Consider the following 14,966-nt stretch of genomic DNA (forward strand, 5'->3'; position numbering starts at 1 on the left):
GGCGCCCGAGCGCCGGCGTCGCCGAAGGCGACCAGGCCGACCCCCGAGGCGCAGCCGAGGCCCAGTGCCCCCTCACACCAAGATCAACCGAGAACAAAGCCCCCAAATACACAGCCTACCCAAACCCACCGACAAAACCGCCCGCCGACCAACAACCATGATCAACCCGAACTTGAGCCCCTGAATACACAGCCTAGACGACCCCACCGACAAGATCAGCCACCCGCACCCGAGCATGATCAACCAGCCGAAAAGCCCCCAAATGCACAGCCTAACCGCGACCACCGACAGACCACCCACACATCGACACCACGACCGTCCCAATCATCAACGCAGACCCATCCGCACCCCAGCGTCCACATGCGACGCAACCCCGCCACAGGCGAACTCACGAGACATCCCCCGTCTGGACCGGTTCCGACGGCTACCGTGTCCGCATGACCGAACCACCGTTCGCGGGCAACGAGGTGGAGCACCTGCTCGGCGCCCTCGACCGCCTGCGTGCCACCTTCCAGTGGAAGACCGACGGCCTCGACGCAGCGGGCCTGTCGACCCGGGTCGGCGCGTCCGCCCTCACCCTCGGCGCCCTGCTCAAGCACCTCGCCTTCGTTGAGGACTACACGTTCGGCGTCAAGATGCGCGGCACCGCTCCCGGCGGCCCGTGGCGGGCCGAGGACTGGGATGACAACCCCGACTGGGAGTTCACCTCCGCCGCCGACGACACCCCCGAGCAGTTGTATGCCCTGTGGACGGACGCCGTGCGGCGGTCCCGGGCCCGGCTGGCCGACGCGCTCGCGGACGGTGGACTGGACCAGTTGGTGCACGTGTCCGCTTCGGACGGTCGGCACGCCAGTCTGCGCCGGTTGGTGTGCGACCTGATCGAGGAGTACGGCAGGCACACCGGGCACGCCGACCTGCTCCGCGAGGTGGTCGACGGTCGCGTCGGCGAGGACCCGCCTCCCGGGTGGACGCCCGGTGCCTGACCCGGTCCCCACCGACGTCCGGCTCGCCCGCGTCTACGAAGCCTTCGACGGCCCCCGCGACGACCTCGCCGCCTACCTGGCCATCACCGACGAACTCGACGCCCACACCGTCGTCGACGTCGGGTGCGGCACCGGGACCCTGGCCACGCTGCTGGCGGCCACCGGCCGCGCTGTCACCGGCGTCGACCCGGACGAGCCCGCCCTGGCCATCGCGCGGACCCGCAGCGCCACCGTCACCTGGTTACCCGGCGACGCCACCACCCTGCCCCCGCTCGACGCGGACCTGGCCATCATGACCGGCAACGTCGCCCAGGTCTTCCTCGCCGACGACGACTGGTTCGCCACGCTGCGCGCCGTCCACGCCGTCCTCCGCCCCGGCGGTCACCTCGTCTTCGAGACCCGCCGCCCCGAGCGGCGGGCGTGGCTGGAGTGGGACGGTGACCGCACGCTCGACGTCCCCGGGATCGGCCCGGTCCACCTGCGCCGGGTGGTCACCGCCGCCGATCTGCCGTTCGTGACTTTCCGCGACACCTACCGGATGCCCGGCGCGGAAGTCGTCCGCGAGTCCACGCTCCGTTTCCGCTCCCAGGACGAGATCGAGTCGTCGTTGGTCGCCACCGGTTACCGGGTCCGCGATCTCCGTGACGCCCCGGACCGTCCCGGCCGCGAATACGTGTTCATCGCCGAACGGATAGATAACGCCGTGAACAATCCGCGTCCGCCACACAATCGTAATACACCGAAATAAACTATGACTGTGGTTGGCCGGGTGGGGACCGTGAACCGGTCATCCGATGACTCGCGTCTGGACACGGCCCCTCGTTCGTCCGATAGTGGTAACCCGCGCGGCCCGGATGGGACAGACGGTCACCCGCGGTGGAGGGCAGAGGTGGTGACCGCGATGGCGCAGGCGGGCTGGGAACGGGTCAGGTCGACGCGGCCGGGGTCGTTCGCCGAGGCCCTGGACGCCGCGATCACGGCCCGCGGTCTCACCCTGGACCGGCTCCGCTACCACCTGGCCGAACAGGGCGTCGACGTCAGCGTCGCGACGCTGAGCTACTGGCGGCGGGACCGCAGGCGCCCCGAACGGGCCGAGTCGCTCAAGGCCGTGCTGGCCCTGGAGTCGCTGCTCGGGCTGCCGGAGACCGCGCTGCTCACCCTGCTCGGCCCGCCCCGGCCGCGCGGCCGGTGGCTCAACCGCCGGATGCTCTCCGAGATCCCGCTGATCGCCGAGTTCGACGACCCCGACGAGGGTGAGTTCTCGATGGTGGCCGCGCACGACGTGTTCACCGTCGGGTCGGACCAGGCCGACCGCGGCGTGCGGTCCCGCCTGGTGCTGCGCGGCGAACGCGGCCGGGTGACCCGCTGCCTGGTCAAGTACCAGGCCGACGACCCCGGGTTCCCGCCCGCGCTGACCGACGTGCGGTTCTGCCGCCGCGGTGAGGTGAAGGTCGACCCCGACGCCGGGCTGATGGTGGGGGAGCTGCTGCTCGACCGGCCGCTCAACGTCGGTGAGCACGCCGTCGTCGAGTACGAGATGACCTCCGAGCCGGGGCCGCCGGTGGAGTTCTACTACCGCCAGTTCCTCGAGCCCGTCGGGCAGTACAGCCAGCAGGTCCAGTTCGAGGGGGCGCCGCCGCGGCAGTGCCACGGGTTTCGCCGGTTGACCCTGCACGCGCCCGAGCTGGCGGGGGAGAAGCTGGCCGTCGGGCCGTCCGGGGCGAGTTGCCTGGTGGGGTTCAACGTGGAGCCCGGCGTGGTCGGCACCCGCTGGCACTGGTGAGTTCTTCACACTTTAACGCCCGGCAGGCCCCCGGTTCGGGGGCGCCGCTTCACAGATTTCCCGGCGGCCCGGTGAGTTCACGGGACGTGATTGCCTATCCCTCTTTCCTGGGGTCATCCTATCGGGCGTCACCCTGCGAGTGACGACAGTGACGTCGTCGAAAGGCACATCCCGCATGCACCGCAAAATTGGGAAAATCCCCCTGTCCGCCGCGGCAGTTGTCGTGGCAGGCATTTCGGTATTCGCCGTATACGGTCCCGCCACCGCCGCCAATCCCAGCGCCGACCCGGCGGCGCAACAGTGTTCGCTGACGGCCCCGGCGGGCGGTTCGGAAAAGCCTGCCAGTTGCGTGGCCGCCGATGTCTCGCTCGACCGACTGCCCGCGGTGGGGGAGTCGGCGACCGTGACGGTCAAGATCCGGTCCCAAGTGGACGTCGGCTCGGCCAGGCTGGCCGTCCGGCTGCCGGACACGCTCAAGTTCGACCCGGCCGCAGGCGGCCTGTCCGCCGCCCGCACGGTCGGCCTGTCCCAGGTCGCCGACCAGCGGTTCGCGCTGTCCGCCCAGGGCCGCGTGGTCAGCTTCAAGGTCACCGCGCTGGCCGAGGGCCCGGTCAACGTCGAGGCCGATGTGTCCAGTGTGGACAACCCGGCACCGGACCGGGCCGCGCACGGCAGCCAGACCCTCACCGTCGGCGCGCGCGGCGCCACAGCGGGCATCACCGACACCGCCACCACCGGTGTCGTCCGCACCGCCCCGGCCGCGAGCCTCACCAGGACCGCCGCCGCGGGCCAGATCTGCGCCAAGGGCGCCTTCTCCTACGCCGACCCGAGCGGGAGCTGGGTCGCGGGCCGCAACGTCACGGTGAAGGTCGCGGGCAAGACCACCTCCTCGGCCACCTCCGCGTACTACGCCACCGGTGTCACCGGCTCCGACGGCTCGTACTCGGTGTGCTTCACCTCCCCGGTCACCACCATGTACCAGGTGTGGGTGGAGTTCCAGACCGACTCGACGTTGTGGCGGGTCACCAACAACGCGGGCACCAGCGTCTACACCGTGTCCACCGCCGCGAAGACCAACGTGGCGAGCGGGTCGGACGCCGCGTTCGGCACCACCTCGCCCACCAGCACCTACATGCGCGCCTGGCACGCCTACGACACGCTCAACCAGTTGTGGGCCGTGCACGGCACCAGCTCGTGCTGGACCACCCGGGAGAGCAGCAACTGCCGCAAGATCACCATCCACTGGCAGCCGGGCAGCACCGACGGCACCTACTTCCAGAACGGCGTCCCGGTCGCCCAGCGCTACGTCGCGCTGGCCGACGCCGACCCCGACTCCGAGCACACCGTGCTGCACGAGTCCGGCCACAACCTGATGGACATGCTCTACAACGGCTGGTGGCCCACCAGCGACTGCCCGTCGCCGCACTACCTGCACATGCGCACCGGCCCGTCCTGCGCGTGGACCGAGGGCTTCGCCAACGCCATCGCGGGCTACGTCAAGGGCGACGGCCAGTACTGCTGGTCCGACGGCTCGTGCGTGAACCTGATGACCACCACCTGGTTCAACCCGAACCAGGCCGCGAGCCGCACCAACGTCGCCGACGGTGACGAGGTCGAGTGCCGGGTCGCGGGCGCGCTCATCGACATCTGGCGCAAGGTGGACGGCGGGCCGCTGCCCACGTTCGCCATGATGATCGGCAACTCCTCGACCACCTTCAAGGAGTTCTTCACCACCGACCGCGCCAACGCCGGTCTGGACGTCTCGGCAGGCACCCGGAACCTGGTCTACACGCACACGATCGACTACCGGACCACCACCACGACCCCACCGTCGACCACGACCACCCCGCCGACCAGCACGACCCCGCCGACCACCGGCAACCTCGTGACCAACGGCGGTTTTGAGAGCGGTACCACCGGCTGGACCGTCACCGGCGGCTCGGTCGGCAACTGGACCTACTACCCGGCGCAGGCGGGCAGCTACTACGCCTGGCTGGGCGGCAACGGCGCCGTCAACACCGACACGGTCAGCCAGAAGATCACCATCCCGGCCACCGCGAACACCGTGACGCTGGGCTACTACCTGCGGATCGCGACGCAGGAGTCGGGCACCACCCCGTACGACTACCTGCGCGTCCAGATCATCGACGGGTCCACCACGACCACGGTGAAAACCTACTCGAACGCCGACGCCAACAGCGGCTACACCTACCGCACGGTCGACCTCAGCGCCTACCGCGGCAAGTCGGTGACGCTGCGGTTCTACGGCACGGAGGACAGCAACCTGCAGTCCGACTTCCTCGTCGACACGGTGGCCGTGACCACCGGTTGATCGATGGTGGACTGGTCCGGTCGGGCACCCCGTGGTGCCCGGCCGGACCTTTCGGTGGTTACCGCCGAAACCCTGTCGCGGCGGGTGGTGGACCACCGGGTCGGGTTTGCGCGGAATCGGTGCCGTATGGCTGCTTTGCGGGCCCGGCAACTGGGTGATCTACTTCGCCTGCGCGAGTCCGGACGTTGCCGGGGTCGGCCTGGATGACATGATCGATAGCCGTGACGGCAATCGGTGCGGTGTTGTGTGATCTCGATGGTGTGTTGCGGCTGTGGGACGCGCGGTTGCTCAACGACCTCGACCTCGCCCACGGGCTGCCGGTCGGCACACTCGCCGCGGCCGCGTTCGCGCCGATCAGACTCGTGCCCGCCCTCACCGGCGAACACACCGACGAGCAGTGGCGCGCCGCCGTCACCGAGGCCCTGACCAAGACCTGCGGCGCCGAGCGCGCCAAGGCCCTGGTCACCGATTGGACCGCCGCCACCGGACGCGTCGACGACACCGTCGCCGCCCTGCTCCGCCGGGCGCGGGCCGAGGTCCCGGTGGTGCTGCTGACCAACGCCACCACCCGCCTCGAATCCGACCTCGCCGACCTCGGCCTCACCGACCTGCCCACCGCCGTCGTCAGCAGCGCCCGGGTCGGCTTCGCCAAACCCGACCCCCGCGTCTACACCATCGCCGCCGACCGCGCAGGCGTCCCCGCCCCCCGCTGCCTCTTCGTCGACGACACCGCCGCCAACATCGACCCCGCCCGCGCCGCCGGGATGACCACCCTCCTCTACCGCCACCCCCGCCAGCTCGAGGAAGCCCTGGCCCCCCTCCTCACCTGACACCCACCACGCCGCCGCACCCGCACGGCCGCACCGCCGCCGCACTCACACACCACCCGCCTGTGCCTTGGCTTTCACCCCCACCGGCCGGCACCCAGACCCCTCCCACCCGGGGTCCGGGGGCCCATTCCTGAGCCTATCGCGAATGACGATCTGTCAAGGCTGTCGCGGGCGGTCTCAACCGGTGAGTGCACCACCAGTGTTGAGCACCTGGTCCAGCACTTCTGCGGGAGTTTTGAAGCCCAACGTTTGTCGAGGTCGCCTGTTCAGTTTCGAGGCCACGGCGTCGAGTTCGGCTTGAGTGTACCCGGACAGGTCGGTCCCTTTGGGGAAGTACTGCCGTAAGAGGCCGTTCGTGTTCTCGTTGCTGCCACGCTGCCAGGGGGAATGCGGGTCGCAGAAGAACACCGGAACGTTCGTGGCGACAGCGAATTGTGCATGGGCGGCCATCTCCACGCCCTGGTCCCAGGTCAACGATCGACGCAACGCCTCGGGAAGATCACCGATACGCCGCGACAGGACCAGTGCCACCCGGTCCGCCGTGCGGTCATACGGCACCCGTGCCGGCATCACGAATCTCGTGTGCCGTTCCACCAAGGTCGCAATCTGCGACTTCCCGCCCTTTCCGATGCCCAGGGACGGCACGGTCATCGGCTTCGTGTGGACGCTCGCTGATGTTCACCACACCGGCGATCCCGGCCTGCTTCGGCCGGGTGGAACCCCGCGGCACACGCTGAACACGGCCCGTCCGCAGCGCCAGCGTGAGCTCGGTGCGCAGCTCGCCCCGAGCTTGCAGGAACAACGCCTGATAGACGGTCTCGTGGCTCACGCGCATGCCCGCATCACCGCGGAACCGGACGACCAGCCTGCCCGACACCTGCCGCGGCGACAGATCATCGAGCAACATCTCCGCCACGGCATCGCGCAAACGACGATCGAGCTCCAACTTTCGCCGTTTCGGTCGAGATCTCAACAACTCGAACCGCGCCTGAGCCGAGTGGACCCGATACCCGCCCCGACCGCCATTCCGCGCGATCTCCCGCGAAATCACCGACGCGTCCCTGCCCAATCGAGCCGCGATCGAGCGAATCGACAACGACTCGCAAATACCCCGAAGAATCTCGTCTCGATCCTCGACAGTCAACGCACATCCCCGCACCCCGCACCCCATTCATCACATGATTCTATCTCACGTGATGCACTGACCCATTGAGACCGCCGCTGCCTGGCTGTGGATATCTCGTGGCATTGTGGACAACCACAAAGTTCCGCGCCGCCCGCCCGGCCAGACGCAGGCACGCCACTCCGCACCCGCGCTACTCCGCACCTGTACCGCGCCGCCGCGGGCCCACCGCCGCGCCGGACCACCCGTCCGTGTCTTGACTTCACCCTCACCGGCCGGCACGCGGACCCCTCCCACCCGGGTCCGGGGGCCCATTCCTGAGAGCGTGTTTGAGATCTTGGTGTGGTGGGTTGATCTTGCGGGTGTGGTCGTCCATGGTGGGTGGGGTGGCGCGTGAGCAGCGGTATCCGTCGGATCTGTCGGATGCGGAGTGGGCGGTGGTGGAGCCGTTGTTACCGGCGCCGGCCAGTCATCCTCGGGGTGGTCGGCCGGAGAAGCATCCTCGTCGGGAGATCGTGGACGCGATCCTGTATGTGGTGCGGACGGGGTGTGCGTGGCGGCAGTTGCCCGCGGACTTTCCGCCGTGGGAGACGGTGTACTGGTACTTCACCCGCTGGGAGCAGCAGAAACTGACATTCCGCATGGTCGACGCCCTGCGCGCGATGGTCCGGGCGGACGCGGGACGGGACCCGGAGCCCAGCGCGGGGTTGATGGACTCCCAGTCGGTCAAGGGCGCCGACACCGTCGGTGTCGACACCCGCGGCTACGACGCGGGCAAGAAGATCAACGGCCGCAAGCGGTTCGTCGTGACCGACACCCTCGGCCTGCTGCTGGTCGTCTTGGTACTGCCCGCGAGCGTGCAGGACCGCGACGGCGCCAAGAGGCTGCTGCTCGAACCGCGTCACCACCAGATCATGGCCAGAACCGGACGTCGTGTCCGCCACCTGTTCGCCGACGGCGGCTTCGCCTGCACCTTCATCGACTAGGCCCGCACCCTGCGGACCACGATCGAGATCGTCCGCAAACCCGCAGGCCAGAAGGGATTCGCGGTCATCCCCAGACGATGGGCGGTCGAACGGACCTTCGCCTGGCTCACCGCACACAGGCGCCTGGCACGCGACTGCGAACGCCACTCCGCCACCTCCGAGGCCATCATCCGCTGGGCCGCCATCACCACCATGACCCGACGTATCGTCCGTGGTCGACCGGCAACCCGACCCGGACCGCGCCCACTCATCACTCGGTAGATCTCAAACACGCTCTGAGCCTATCGTGAATGACGACCTGTCGAGGCTGTCGCGGCCTGGCTGTGGATATCCCGTGGCATTGTGGACAACCACGAAGTTCCGCGCCGCCCGACGCAGGCAAGCCGCTCCCGGAGCCAACCCCAGACGGCAGGCGACTGTTCCGCCACCACCTCCGCCGCCGTTACCCGGGGATGGCGGTGGCGAGGACTTCGGCGACGTGGCGGTCAGTGGGGTCGTTCATGGTGTCGGTGATTCGGGCGGCTCCGTCGTGCACTGTGACGGTCCAGCGGGCGGGGCCGCCGTACATCTCCAGGTGGTGGCGGATGTCGGCGGCGATGGTGGTGTCGTCGCGGGCGAGGGTGCGGACCAGGTCGCCGCGGGTCACGATGCCTGTCGGCCGGGAGCCGCTGACGATGGGGATGCTGCGGAGTCCGCCGTCGAGCATGGTGGTGACCAGGTCGGCGATGTCGGTGCCTGGACCCATGGCCACCACAGGAGTGGTCATGACGCCACCGACCGTGGTCGGGGCGGTGGGGGTGGTGCCGGGGTGGCGGTAGCGGGGGGCGCGGGGGAACCGGCCGCGGACGATGTCGGCCTCGGTCACGATTCCGATCAGGCGCTCGTCGTCGACGACCGGCAGCGCCGTGAAACCGTGTGTCGCCAACAGGTCCGCCGCGTCCTTGACGCTCGTGTCGGCGGACACGGTGATCACTGGGCTGGTCATGATGTCGCAGGCCCGCATCGGACCCCACCTCCCTGGCTCGGTCCGCCCAAGCCAGACCGGCCGGGAGCACGTCGGCAGCGCCCGAGGTCACCCCGTCCCGGGACCTGCGACCCTGGACCCCCGATCCGGGGTCACCGGGATCTTCGCCCACTGTGGACAGTCGCTCCGAAGCGAAAACGGGCCGTGGCATAGAAAAGGAGGCTGGCGATAGCGAGGTGTCGGCCTGCGGGGTCGCCGAGTGGCCGCCCGCCCGGCACACCTCAACCAGTGCGGCGACCGCGTCGAGGAACCCGCTCATCGACCATCACGTCGTGGTCCTGGTTGTCCTCGCGCTCGCGGGCGACACGTGGGGCGCTGCGGTAGTCCGGTTACAGCGACTGCCAGGCGGGCTTGGCCGCGTAGGTCGAGCGGAAGTAGTCGGCCAGCTTCAGCGCGCTCGCCGCCGCCTCGTCGACGATGACGGTGGCGTGCGGGTGCAGTTGCAGCGCGGAGGCGGGGACGGCGGCGGCCAGCGGGCCCTCCACGGTGGCCGCGATGGCCTCGGCCTTGCCCTCCCCGGTGGCGACCAGCACCAGGTGCCGGGCCTCGCTGATGGTGGCGATGCCCTGGGTCACCACGTGCTGGGGGACCTCGTCCGGGTGGTCGAAGAAGCGGGCATTGTCGGCGCGGGTACGCGCGGTGAGCGTCTTCACCCGAGTGCGCGAGCCGAACGACGAGCAGGGCTCGTTGAAGCCGATGTGCCCGTCGGTGCCGATGCCGAGCAGTTGCAGGTCGACGCCACCGGCGGCGGCGAGGGCGGCCTCGTAGGCGGCGCACGCGGCGGGCAGGTCGGCGGCGGTGCCGTCGACACCGAGGAACGAGTCCCCGGTGAGGCCGAGGGGGGTGAGCACCTCGGCCGCGATGACGGCCCGGTAGCTCTGCGGGTGGTCGGCGGGCAGGCCGACGTACTCGTCGAGCTGGCAGACGCGCAGCCGGTCGACGGAGACCTCGCCCGCGGCGACCCGGCGGGCCAGGGCGGCGTAGACGGGCAGCGGGCTCGACCCGGTCGCCACCCCGAGCAGCGCCGCGGGCTTGCGGGCGAGCAGCTCGGCGATGATCCCCGCGCCCAGCTCACCGATGGCGGCGCCGTCGGGCACGATCACGATCTCCATGGCATCCCCTCGTCGCGGCGCGGCCTGCCACCGGCCCCTTTTTGGTATAGACCAATCGTAGCCCACCGGCCCGCCCGGCGACAGCCCACGCGCCCGGCCCCCCAATCCCGGTGCTGACCTCGGCAAACGTTACGATGGCGAGATGACCGAGGTGGAACCGATCACAACCAAGTCCGATCCCGCCGTGCAGCGGATCTCCGATGTCATCAAGCCCTCCCGGGGCGTGGTCAAAACGACGCTCATCGAGGACATCGAACCACTGCTGCAATCAATCCGCGCGGGCTTGGAGTTCATCGAGGTCTACGAAACGGAGAACAACCCGCTGCCCACCGAGGTGCGCGAGGAATGCGCGCGGCGGCAGATCCAGGTCCGCGCGCTGGACGCCACCATCCTCAACCACCTGTTCAAGGGTGAGAAGAAGCCCAAGCTGTTCGGCATCGCCCGGGTGCCCCGGCCGCGTGGCCTGCGCGACCTGCGCGAGCGCACCGGTGACCTGGTCGTGCTGGACGGGGTCAAGATCGTCGGCAACATCGGCGCCATCGTCCGCACGTCGTACGCGCTCGGCGCCGCCGGGGTGGTCCTGATCGACAGCGACCTCGCCACCATCGCCGACCGCCGCCTGATCCGGGCCAGCCGCGGGTACGTCTTCGCCCTCCCGGTCGTGCTCGCCACCCGCGAGTCGGTCACCGACCACATCCGGGAAACCGGGCTGCCGCTGATGGTTTTCGACGCCGAGGGCGACATCTCCGTCGACGACCTCGACCGCCGCGACGACCGGTTGGCGCTGCTTTTCGGCAGCGAGAAAACCGGCAGCTCGCACGATTTCTCCGGTATTCCCACCGAGACCGTCTCCATTCCGATGATCCCGGCGGCGGAATCGCTCAACGTGTCGGTCTCGGCCGGTATCGCGCTGCGCGAACGGGCCCGCCGCAACCTCGCCGCGCACCACTGAGGTGAGCGACATCACCGGTTGACCCGTTCGTGGCGTCGGCCCACGCGACCCCGGCCGGGTCGCGCGTGCTCACTCGCCCGGCGCGAGGGTGTTCGCGGCCAGCCGGGCGGCCTCGGCGATGAGGTCGTCGTCCGCCGGTGCGTCCTTTGTGGACTTGGTGGTGAGCACGGCCAGCACCAGCGGGGTGCCGTGCCCGGTCCAGACCACGCCGATGTCGTGGGCGGTCGCGTAGTCGCCCGTGCCGGTCTTGTCGGCGATGGTCCAGGTCGCGGGCAGGCCCTTGTGGAAGCGCGCGGCGCTGGTGGTGTTGCCCTTGAGCCAGGTGACCAGCCGCTCGCGGTCCGGGTGGGACAGGGCGTCACCGAGGGTGAGGCGTTCGTAGTCACGGCCCAGCGCCGCCGGGGTGGTGGTGTCGCGCGGGTCGCCGGGGATGGCGGTGTTCAGCTCCGTCTCCCAGCGGTCGAGCCTGCTGGTCTGGTCGCCGATGGCGCGGAAGAACCCGGTCAGGCCGGGCGGTCCGCCGATCTGGCGCAACATCAGGTTGCCCGCCGTGTTGTCGCTGTACTGGATCGCGGCGGCGCAGATGTCGCCAATGGACAGACCGGTGTCGACGTGTTCGCCGGTGATCGGCGAGTTCGGCACGAGGTCGGACGGCGGGTAGTGGATGACCCTGTCCAGCGGCGAGAACCGGTCCCGCAGGACGGCCCCGGCGGCGACGGTCTTGAAGGTCGAGCACATCGGGAACCGCTCGCCTGCCCGGTACTCGACGGTCCGCCCGGTCCGCGTGTTGCGCCCCCACACCCCCAACCGCGCGCCGTGAGCGGCTTCCAACTCGGCGAGATCCGTTCCCGTCGCGCGAGCGACCCCGGGCACCACAGTGAGAGCGGAGGTGGCAAGTCCCGCCCGGAGCAAACCGCGTCGTGACAACATCCCTGACTCCTGTCCGGTCGATTCGGTTGCCCACCCAGCCAAGCAGCGTCGCGTCCCGGTGTCCAAGGGCCCAGGTTGACCGGCCAGGCGATCGGCGGCGCGGTTGCCTGGTGACAAGTTCATGTCGCTGGTAGCCGTTGGGGGTGGCAGGAACATGCGGATGGCGTTCCGGTTTGTCCAAGCCGGCGTTAGCGTGCGGCGACGGGTGGAGGGGGAGGGGTTACGGTGACGGTTGCTGCGGAGCGCGCGGTTGTGCCTGCTGTGGACGGCGGGGCGGTGTTGGGCAACGCCCTGGAGTTCAAGCGGGATCGGTTGGGGTTGTTCTGGCGGACGTTCGCCGAGTGCGGGGACCTGGGGGTGTACGCGGTCGGTCGGCAGCGGTTCCACCTGGTGAACTCGGCCGACCTGGTGCACGAGATCCTGATCAAGCGGGGCCACCAGTTCGAGAAGACAGACCGGTTCCGGGCGTTCGCCCGCCCGCTGCTCGGCGACGGCCTGCTCACCGCCATGAACGACGTGCACCGGGACAACCGGCGGCTGATCCAGCCCAAGTTCAACAAGGCGGTGGTGCGCAACTCGGTCGATGTCGTGGCCAGGGTCGCCGGGACCGTGGTCGACGGCTGGGTGGACGGCGAGACCAGGGACATCCGGCGGGACATGGTCCGGTTGGTACTGGGCGTGGTGGGCTGGAACCTGTTCAGCCGGGACGTGCTGGCCGAGGCGAGCGAACTGGGCGACGCGCTGACCGACGCCATCCACGGGTTCGACGCGCAGGCCAGCGCGATGATCCCGCTGACCATCAAGTGGCCGACCCCGGCGAACCTGCGGTACCGGCGGGCCATCAAGCGGCTGGAGCGGACGTTCTACGAGTTCCTGGCCGCCCGCAGGGCGAGCGGGGAACGCCAGGACGACTGGCTGAACCTGCTGCTGGAGTGCCAGGAGCAGAGCGACAACCCGATCAGCGACACGCAGTTGCGGGACGAAGCGCTCAACATGTTCATGCCGGGCCACGAGACCACGGCGACCGCGCTGACCTGGAGCTCGCACCTGCTGGCCACCCACCCCGAGGTGTACCAGCGGCTGCTCGACGAGGTGGACAGCGTCCTCGGCGGGCGTCGGGTCACCCTCGACGACCTGCCGAACCTGCCGTACACCCTGCAGGTGTTCAAGGAGGCCATGCGGCTCTACCCGCCGGTGTACATGTTCACCCGGCAGGCCACCGAGGACGTCACCATCGGGTCGTACCACCTGCCGAAGGGCGCGGCGGTCGTGTTCAGCCCGTACGCCCTGCACCGCAGGCCCGACTACTTCCCGGACCCCGAGCGGTTCGACCCGGACCGGTTCGCCACCGAGGCCGAGGAGGCGCTGCCCCGGCACGCGTACCTGCCGTTCGGCGCCGGGCACCGGGTCTGCATCGGCAACAACCACGCGCTGCTGTCCGGGCACGTCGCGTTGGCCACGATCGCGCAGCGGGTGCGGCTGGACGCGGTGCCCGGCCACCAGCCGGAACTCGACCCGATGGTCACGCTCCGTCCCAAGACCGGGCTGCCGATGACCGTACGTCGTCGCCCGGACGTGGCTGTCCCGGGTGAAGCGCCCCAGGCGGTCCGGGAGTGCCCCTACCATCAGCGGTGATCGGCCGGGGTCGGCTTGGCTCGATCAGCGAGGAGAAGCGGTGTTCCTGCGGAAGTTGTTGTCCATCGCGGCGCTGCCGGTCGCCCCGTTCTACGGCGCCTTCCTCGCGTACGCGATCTACCACCCGCCGCGCAAGAAGCACCACCGCACACCGGAGACCGAGGGACTTGACGCTGAGCACCTCCGGGTGCCGCTGCCCGGCTCGGGCTCACTGGATGTGTGGTTGTGCCGGGGTGCGACGGATCGGGTGGTGGTGGTCGGGCACGGCATCGGGCTGAGCAAGTCCGCCAGCCTCCGACACGCGAAGTTCCTGCACGCCGCGGGGTACACGGTGTGCCTGTTCGACCACCGCAACCACGGCAGCAGCAGCCGCGATCGTGCGTTTTGGAAGCTGGCGCATCGGTTCACCACTGATGTGATCACCGTGGTCAACCATGTGCGCTCTCTTCCTGAGTACGGGTCGGCGCGAGTGGCTGTTTACGGCTTCTCGTTCTCGACGTTCCCGGTGTCTTATGTACCGACCCAGGGCGGCGCGGATGTTGACGCGATCATCTGTGACAGTGGACCGGTGTTGACGATTTCGCCGCTGTTTCGGGGGTTTGTCCATACCGGGGCGTTGCCGATTCCGAAGGCTTTGCGTTATGGGCCTGCCGGGTGGGCGTTGGGGCGGACGTTCGCGGCGTTGGGGACGGGGATGCTGCAGTCACCGTGGCCGCCGCCGGTTGAGCCTTATGCCGAGCTGCCGTTGCTGTTCTTGGCGGGTGGGGATGACTCGGTGGTGCCCGCTGCGGGGGTCAGTGAGTTGGCTGGGCGATTTCCACATGCTGAGTTGACGGTGTTGGAGGGGACTGAGCACCTCGCTGGGTTGAAGACCCATGGCGAGAAGTATGCGGCGATTGTGTTGGATTTTCTGGAGCGGGCGTTGGGGCGTTGATCTGCTGGTCTTGATCGTTTGTGGTGGGGCTGATCTTGTCGGTGGGGTTGGGTAGGCTGTGTATCGGGGGCTTAAGTTCGGGTTGATCATGGTGCTTGGTCGGCTGGGCGATCTTGTCGGTGGGTTTGGGTAGGCTGTGTATTTGGGGGCTTCGCGCTCGGTTGATCTTGGCGTGAGGGGGCACTGGGCCTCGGCTGCGCCTCGGGGTTCGGCCTTGTCGCCTGGCGGCGACGCCGGCCTCGGGCGCCAGATGAAAGCGGGGGTGCCCGTTGTGGTGAAGTTGTTTTGTTTGGGGCCCCTAGCGGCGGCCTGGGTAAGGCTAAAAGGCGGGGCCACTGGAAA

Annotated in this window: 13 protein-coding genes and 1 pseudogene; 9 read left to right on the plus strand and 5 right to left on the minus strand. The window is 69.2% G+C overall.

Features of this window, described 5'->3' with window-relative positions:
* Window positions 1–437: 437 nt before the first annotated feature.
* The 5 genes from H504_RS0117955 to H504_RS0117975 all read left to right on the plus strand — a co-directional run bounded on the left by H504_RS0117955 (window position 438) and on the right by H504_RS0117975 (window position 5,928).
* Window positions 438–983: a mycothiol transferase gene (locus H504_RS0117955; protein ID WP_026423898.1), complete on the plus strand. Its 546-nt coding sequence runs from the start codon at window positions 438–440 to the stop codon at window positions 981–983.
* Window positions 976–1,731, plus strand: a complete 756-nt coding sequence (locus H504_RS35735; protein WP_051386003.1) for a class I SAM-dependent methyltransferase — start codon at window positions 976–978, stop codon at window positions 1,729–1,731. The genes H504_RS0117955 and H504_RS35735 overlap by 8 nt, the downstream gene beginning before the upstream one ends.
* Window positions 1,732–1,872: 141 nt before the next feature.
* On the plus strand, window positions 1,873–2,766 hold the full coding sequence (locus H504_RS35740; protein WP_051386004.1) for a hypothetical protein: 894 nt from the start codon (window positions 1,873–1,875) through the stop codon (window positions 2,764–2,766).
* Window positions 2,767–3,115: 349 nt separating this feature from the next.
* Window positions 3,116–5,098, plus strand: a complete 1,983-nt coding sequence (locus H504_RS0117970) for a M6 family metallopeptidase (RefSeq protein WP_084467848.1) — start codon at window positions 3,116–3,118, stop codon at window positions 5,096–5,098.
* Window positions 5,099–5,319: 221 nt separating this feature from the next.
* A complete protein-coding gene (locus H504_RS0117975; protein WP_245614320.1) occupies window positions 5,320–5,928 on the plus strand; it encodes an HAD family hydrolase in 609 nt (202 codons plus the stop codon).
* Window positions 5,929–6,105: 177 nt separating this feature from the next.
* Here H504_RS0117975 and H504_RS42580 read toward each other — a convergent pair whose 3' ends face one another.
* Window positions 6,106–6,579 carry an IS30 family transposase gene (locus H504_RS42580; RefSeq protein WP_342668784.1) on the minus strand — a complete coding sequence of 158 codons (474 nt, stop codon included), beginning with the start codon at window positions 6,577–6,579 and terminating at the stop codon, window positions 6,106–6,108.
* Window positions 6,476–7,072: a helix-turn-helix domain-containing protein gene (locus H504_RS42585; protein ID WP_211239352.1), complete on the minus strand. Its 597-nt coding sequence runs from the start codon at window positions 7,070–7,072 to the stop codon at window positions 6,476–6,478. The genes H504_RS42580 and H504_RS42585 overlap by 104 nt, the downstream gene beginning before the upstream one ends.
* A gap of 353 nt (window positions 7,073–7,425) precedes the next feature.
* Here H504_RS42585 and H504_RS35750 point away from each other — a divergent pair.
* Window positions 7,426–8,298 (plus strand): annotated as a pseudogene (locus H504_RS35750) (IS5 family transposase).
* A 181-nt stretch (window positions 8,299–8,479) separates the two neighbouring features.
* Here the strand turns inward: H504_RS35750 and H504_RS35755 are convergent.
* Both H504_RS35755 and H504_RS0117995 read right to left on the minus strand, forming a co-directional pair.
* Entirely contained in the window at window positions 8,480–9,040 is a 561-nt protein-coding gene (locus H504_RS35755) for a CBS domain-containing protein (protein ID WP_051386005.1), read from the minus strand.
* 350 nt (window positions 9,041–9,390) lie between these two features.
* On the minus strand, window positions 9,391–10,173 hold the full coding sequence (locus H504_RS0117995; RefSeq protein WP_026423901.1) for a glucosamine-6-phosphate deaminase: 783 nt from the start codon (window positions 10,171–10,173) through the stop codon (window positions 9,391–9,393).
* Between the two features lie 142 nt (window positions 10,174–10,315).
* Here H504_RS0117995 and nshR point away from each other — a divergent pair, with 142 nt between their 5' ends.
* On the plus strand, window positions 10,316–11,125 hold the full coding sequence (nshR, locus tag H504_RS0118000; protein WP_026423902.1) for an NshR/TsnR family 23S rRNA methyltransferase: 810 nt from the start codon (window positions 10,316–10,318) through the stop codon (window positions 11,123–11,125).
* 69 nt (window positions 11,126–11,194) lie between these two features.
* Here nshR and bla read toward each other — a convergent pair whose 3' ends face one another.
* Window positions 11,195–12,055, minus strand: a complete 861-nt coding sequence (gene bla / locus H504_RS0118005) for a class A beta-lactamase (RefSeq protein ID WP_026423903.1) — start codon at window positions 12,053–12,055, stop codon at window positions 11,195–11,197.
* A 225-nt stretch (window positions 12,056–12,280) separates the two neighbouring features.
* Here bla and H504_RS35760 point away from each other — a divergent pair, with 225 nt between their 5' ends.
* Both H504_RS35760 and H504_RS0118015 read left to right on the plus strand, forming a co-directional pair.
* Entirely contained in the window at window positions 12,281–13,690 is a 1,410-nt protein-coding gene (locus H504_RS35760; protein ID WP_084467850.1) for a cytochrome P450, read from the plus strand.
* A 40-nt stretch (window positions 13,691–13,730) separates the two neighbouring features.
* Complete coding sequence (locus H504_RS0118015) at window positions 13,731–14,624, plus strand: alpha/beta hydrolase (RefSeq protein WP_035304784.1); 894 nt, start codon at window positions 13,731–13,733, stop codon at window positions 14,622–14,624.
* Window positions 14,625–14,966 lie beyond the last annotated feature (342 nt).

The sequence above is a fragment of the Actinokineospora inagensis DSM 44258 genome (assembly GCF_000482865.1).
GTDB classification, from domain to species: domain Bacteria; phylum Actinomycetota; class Actinomycetes; order Mycobacteriales; family Pseudonocardiaceae; genus Actinokineospora; species Actinokineospora inagensis.